6 protein-coding genes are annotated in these 4679 nt (G+C 73.1%); 2 read left to right on the top strand and 4 right to left on the bottom strand.

Annotated features, from left to right (window positions below; translation table 11 throughout):
- A partial coding sequence (locus HW445_RS19170) for an MFS transporter (RefSeq protein ID WP_180222223.1) occupies positions 1-427 on the bottom strand: 427 nt, incomplete at its 3' end.
- Between the two features lie 102 nt (positions 428-529).
- Between HW445_RS19170 and HW445_RS19165 the strand changes: the two genes are divergently transcribed.
- Complete coding sequence (locus HW445_RS19165; protein WP_180222222.1) at positions 530-1396, top strand: helix-turn-helix transcriptional regulator; 867 nt, start codon at positions 530-532, stop codon at positions 1394-1396.
- Positions 1397-1748: 352 nt separating this feature from the next.
- Entirely contained in the window at positions 1749-2411 is a 663-nt protein-coding gene (locus tag HW445_RS19160) for a YceI family protein (RefSeq protein ID WP_180222221.1), read from the top strand.
- A 107-nt stretch (positions 2412-2518) separates the two neighbouring features.
- On the opposite strand, the gene HW445_RS19155 is transcribed toward HW445_RS19160, so the two are convergent.
- Genes HW445_RS19155 through HW445_RS19145 form a run of 3 tightly spaced genes read right to left on the bottom strand, consistent with a single transcriptional unit; the run spans position 2519 to position 4433 of the window.
- Complete coding sequence (locus HW445_RS19155) at positions 2519-3919, bottom strand: MFS transporter (protein WP_180222220.1); 1401 nt, start codon at positions 3917-3919, stop codon at positions 2519-2521.
- Positions 3916-4107 (bottom strand): NAD-dependent epimerase/dehydratase family protein, encoded by a 192-nt coding sequence (locus HW445_RS32825; RefSeq protein WP_218957155.1) that lies wholly within the window; start codon positions 4105-4107, stop codon positions 3916-3918. The genes HW445_RS19155 and HW445_RS32825 overlap by 4 nt, the downstream gene beginning before the upstream one ends.
- Positions 4104-4433: an NAD(P)-binding protein gene (locus HW445_RS19145; RefSeq protein WP_180222219.1), complete on the bottom strand. Its 330-nt coding sequence runs from the start codon at positions 4431-4433 to the stop codon at positions 4104-4106. Before HW445_RS19145 ends, HW445_RS32825 begins: the two co-directional genes overlap by 4 nt.
- Positions 4434-4679: the final 246 nt, after the last annotated feature.

The following is a 4679-nucleotide window of genomic DNA, read 5'->3' as shown; positions in this document are numbered from 1 at the left end:
TGGTCAGCAGCGACAGGGCGGCGGGGGTGACGGCGGCGGTCGCGATCCCCTGGGCGACGCGGGCGGCCAGCAGGAGCCAGGGCTCCTGCGCGAGCCCGCCGGCCAACGAGGCCACGCCCAGCAGGGCGATGCCCGCGAGGAACTGGCGGCGGCGGCCGTACAGGTCGGCGCAGCGGCCGAAGAAGAGGGTGAACCCGGCCGCGCACAGCGCGAACGAGGTCGCGATCCACTGGAGGTCGGCCAGGGCGAAACCGAGGTCGGCGCCGATGCGCGGCAGGGCGACGTTGAGGATGGAGAAGTCGACGGCGAGGGTGAAACTCGCGGTCAGCAGGACGAGGAGGGCGAGCCGTTCCCGGGTGCGCGAGCCGCCCGACGCCGGGCGGGGCGAGCCGGCGGACCGGATGCCGGTGAGGTCGGTGGTGGTCATGGGCCCGAGCCTGCTGCCCGCACGGAACGCCGGCCAGATCCTCCTTCTTGGTACCACTGACAGGGGCAGGCGGACGCTTTCCGGGCCGCCGATACTGGGGTCATGTCCCTTGGCACCGCACACGAGAACGGGCCCGGCGGCCTCGGCCACTTCCTGCGCACCCGCCGCGCCGCCGTGACCCCGGAGTCCGTGGGTCTCACCACGTGGGGCGCCCGGCGGGTGCCGGGGCTGCGCCGCGAGGAGCTGGCCCAGCTCGCCGGGATCTCGGTGAACTACTACACGCGCCTGGAACAGGGGCAGTCGGGCAACGCGGGGGACGCCGTCGTCGAGGCGCTCGCCCGGGCCCTGCGGCTGGACGCCGACGAGCGCGCCCACCTGTTCGCGCTGGCCCGCCCCGCTCCGGCGGCACGCCGCGGGTCCGCCCGCCCGGAGAGCCCGGGAGCGGGAGCGGTCCGCCTGCTGGCCTCCATGCCCTCGGTGCCCGCGCTGCTGCTGGGCCGACGCAACGACGTGCTGGCGTGGAATCCGCTCGGTCACGCCCTGCTGGCCGGGCACCTGGACCCGAGGGCGCCCGACGACCCCGGCGACCGCCCCAACCTGCTCCGCATGCTGTTCCTCGACGCGCACACCCGCGAGCTGTACCGGGACTGGCGCGAGGAGGCGGCGCTGACCGTCTCCTCGCTGCGCTACTCGGCGGCGCACCACCCGGGCGACCGCCCGCTGGCCGAGCTGATCGGCGAACTGTCGATCCACAGCCCCGACTTCGCCGCCCTCTGGGCGCGGCACGACGTCCGTCTGTGCTCCAGCGGGACCAAGCGGTTCCACCACCCGCACGTCGGCCACCTCGAACTCCACTACGAGGTGCTGCATCTGCCGGACAGTGACGGGCAGCGCCTGCTCACCCACACCGCCGCACCCGGTTCCGCGTCCGCCGACGCCCTGAGCCTGCTGTGCCGTCCGGGCGGCTGACGCATTTCGGGCGCAAAGCGGGGAATCTCGTACCGGGCGCCCCTTCGGGAAATGCCGAGGAATTTCCACTCGTTGCGACTTTCCGATGGAGGGAGCGTGATCCGTTTCACGCCAATAACGCTCGTCCGTGTGGCGCGAAGTTGCGCCGCAGGACGCCACCTGGGAAGTCGCCCAGCTCCCCCTGATGCCGCGCAACCCGTGAAATCGGGGCCTCCGGAGCAGGAATAAAGGTCGCCGGGTGGGGAATACGTGAGGATTCTGCACACGCCTGCTTATGGTGCCGAATTGCGGGTCCCTGGAATAGGATCCCGCAGTCATGCGTGCAGTCCCGAGCGAATCCGACAGGTGAAGTGTGAATCTGTTCAAGCGAACCGCGACCCCCGGTCGCCCGGAGCCTCTCGCCGTCACGGACCCCGCCGTCGAGGCGAGATCCGCCTTCGCGCAGGCGTCTCCCGTCGATCCCGCCCTCGCCCCTCTCACCGGCGAGTGGTTCATCGATCCGGCCCACAGCCGGGTCGGCTTCTCCGTGCGGCACGCCATGGTCACCACGGTCCGCGGATGCTTCACGGAGTACCGCAGCCGGCTCTTCTTCCACGGCACCCGGCCGACCCGCTCCCAGGCCGAGATCGTGATCGACACGGGCAGCGTGGACACCGGCGTGGAGCAGCGTGACGCGCATCTGGTGGGGCGGGACTTCCTCGACTCCGCCAACCACCCCACGATGCGGTTCGTCAGCACCTCGGTGGAGATGGCCGGCGACGACGTCTACCTGATGACCGGGGACCTCACCATCAAGGAGGTGACTCGGCCGGTGACGCTCGAGCTCACCTACATCGGCACCGTCACCGACCCGTTCGGCTACCAGCGCGCCGGGTTCGACGGGACCACCACCATCAACCGGTCGGACTGGGGCCTGACCTACGACAGCAGGCTGGCGGAGGGCGGCGCCATGGTCAGCGAGAAGGTGCGGCTCCAGTTCGACATCGCCGCGATCCGTTCCGCGCCCACCGTCTGAGGGCTCCCCGGGGCCCGAGGACGCGTGACCGCGGGGTCCCGCCGGCCCCCGCGGTCACGCATGTGTCATGCCCTGATCACGCGGATCCGGTCACGCGCGGTTCCTGGTCACGCCGTCGCCCCGGGCCTCCCCCGCTCGTCGAGCCGGCAGCGGCTCTGGAAGAGGAGCGCGAGCGCCATCAGCGCGGCCGGAAGGGCCGTGAAGCCGAGGAGCAGCAGGTCCAGTGCCCGCTGCGGCTGCGCCACGGTTCCTCCGGTGGTGGAGACGAAGCCGCCGGCCGCCAGGGCCAGCGCGTACAGGTAGGGGCCCAGTGCCGTTCCGGTGGCGTCGGTGGCCGTCCAGATACCGGAGTAGGCGCCCGCGCGGGTGCTGCCCCGTGCCTCGGCCGCGGCCACGGCGTCGGACAGCATGCTGAACGCGAGCAGCTGGAGTCCGGCGAAGGCGACGCCGAGCAGGACGGCGACGACGACCGTCGCCGGGGTGCCGAGCCCGCCGGCCGGCCAGAGGCCCAGGCAGCCGGCCAGGAACAGCGTCTGGGCGGTCATCAGGGCCCGCTGCTTGCCGTGACGGCGGGAGAGGGCCTGCCAGAGCGGTCCGACGACGATCGCCGGGCCGAGGAAGGCGCCCATCAGCACGGAGGTCAGCTTCTCGTTCCCGAGCACGTACGCCGTGTAGTAGGGCACCGCCGCCAGGAACAGGTGCGTAGTGGTGCCGGTGACGAGGTAGGCGAGGAGCAGGGGCCGGAAGTCCCGGTCCCGCAGCGCCGTCCGGACGTCGGCGAGGACCGAGTGCCCGCTCTCCGGGGGCGGGCGGGTGCCGCATTCCTCGGTGAGCAGGCGCACCCCGCGCACGGCGACCAGACCGGTGACGACCATGAAGACGGAAAGGATCATCGCCGCGCGGGAGTACGCGTCGCGTTCCCCGGAGGCCACCAGCGCCGGGGCGGCGACGCCGGTCGCCAGCAGGCCGACGGTGAGCGCCGCCATGCGGAACATGAAGACGCGGGTGCGTTCGTGGTAGCCGATGCGCAGTTCGGAGGGGGTCGTGACGTAGGGGACCTGGAAGCAGGCGAAGAGCAGGTTACCGGCCGTGTAGGCCACGCCGACCCACAGCGCCGCGCCGAGGCCGGTGAGCCCGGAGGGCACGGTGAAGAGGGCGACGAGGGCGACGGCGAGCGTCAGGCCGAGGGTGAGCATCCGCCGGCGGTGGCCGTGCCGTCTGGCCTCGCGGTCCGACCAGGTGCCGAGGGCCGGGTGGGCCACCGCGTCGACGATCTTGGGGATCAGCAGCGTGACGCCGGCCAGCGCGGGGCTCACCCCCAGCGTGTCGGTCATGAAGTACAGCAGCAGCATGCCCGGGACGGTGATCCAGACGCCCATCCCGAGCGAGCCCGCCGAGTAGCGCAGCAGGGCGCCGGTGGCCGCCCTCGCCCCGCCGTCGGAGGACGCCGCGGCACGCTGTCCGCCGCCCGCCGCCGGTTCCTCGCGTACCGGCCCGGTGCCGCTCATGACCGTCCTCCCCGCACGCCGGTGTGGCGGGCGACCACCCCGGAGGCCGGCCCGGACTCGTCGGCCACCAGGTCCAGACCCACCACGTCCGCGCCGAGTCCGGCGAAGCGGCGGCACAGTGCGTGTCCGAACGTCCCCGAGGCGCCGGTGACGATCACGCGGCGGCCCGCCGCGGTCGGCGTCCTCATCTCTCTCCTCCGAAGCGGCGCGCGTAGTCGTCCAGGTAGCCGGCGACCAGGTCGGCGGACGGATGGTCCGGCCAGTCGGCGGGCATGGGGTGGGCGGCGAACTCGGTGCGCCCGCGGCTGGTGTTCAGGTGCAGGGAGGCGTAGGCGGGCGAGGCGTTGGCCTCGGGGTCCCTGACCCGGAGCCCGCCGGGCCGCTCGCGCCGTTCGAGACCGACGGCGTCGAGCCCGGCCTCGGTCAGCTCCTTGACGGCCGTCAGCCCGGCGGCCCCGGCACCGACGACCGCGACCCCGCAGGTCCGCGCGGCCGAGGGTATGTCTTGTGTCATGGGCAGAGGCTAGACACCCGCCCGCCGCAGGAACAGGGCCACGGCGGTGCCGGCCGGGCCGCCGGACGGTTCAGTCGTCCTCCAGGTCGTACGGAAAGTCCGCCATGCGCTGTTCCCGCTGGTCCGCGAGGTCTCCGAACCGGACGGCGAGGACGGCGTCGCCGCAGGCCAGGGCGGCCGAGTGGGCCGCCCGGCAGACGACCGGGGGCGGATCGTCGAGGGAGTCGAAGAGGCCGGCGCCGGTGG

The organism is Streptomyces sp. UH6, from assembly GCF_013421635.1.
Lineage (GTDB): Bacteria > Actinomycetota > Actinomycetes > Streptomycetales > Streptomycetaceae > Streptomyces > Streptomyces abyssomicinicus.
The sequence above is the reverse complement of the archived record's forward strand: the minus strand, read 5'-3'. Positions and strand labels throughout refer to the sequence as shown.

Excerpts from the sequence above, each read along its gene's own strand:
- HW445_RS19165 (WP_180222222.1), top strand. The coding sequence starts at position 530 with ATGTCCCTTGGCACCGCACACGAGAACGGGCCCGGCGGCCTCGGCCAC.
- HW445_RS19155 (WP_180222220.1), bottom strand. The coding sequence starts at position 3,919 with ATGAGCGGCACCGGGCCGGTACGCGAGGAACCGGCGGCGGGCGGCGGA.
- HW445_RS32825 (WP_218957155.1), bottom strand. The coding sequence starts at position 4,107 with ATGAGGACGCCGACCGCGGCGGGCCGCCGCGTGATCGTCACCGGCGCC.
- HW445_RS19145 (WP_180222219.1), bottom strand. The coding sequence starts at position 4,433 with ATGACACAAGACATACCCTCGGCCGCGCGGACCTGCGGGGTCGCGGTC.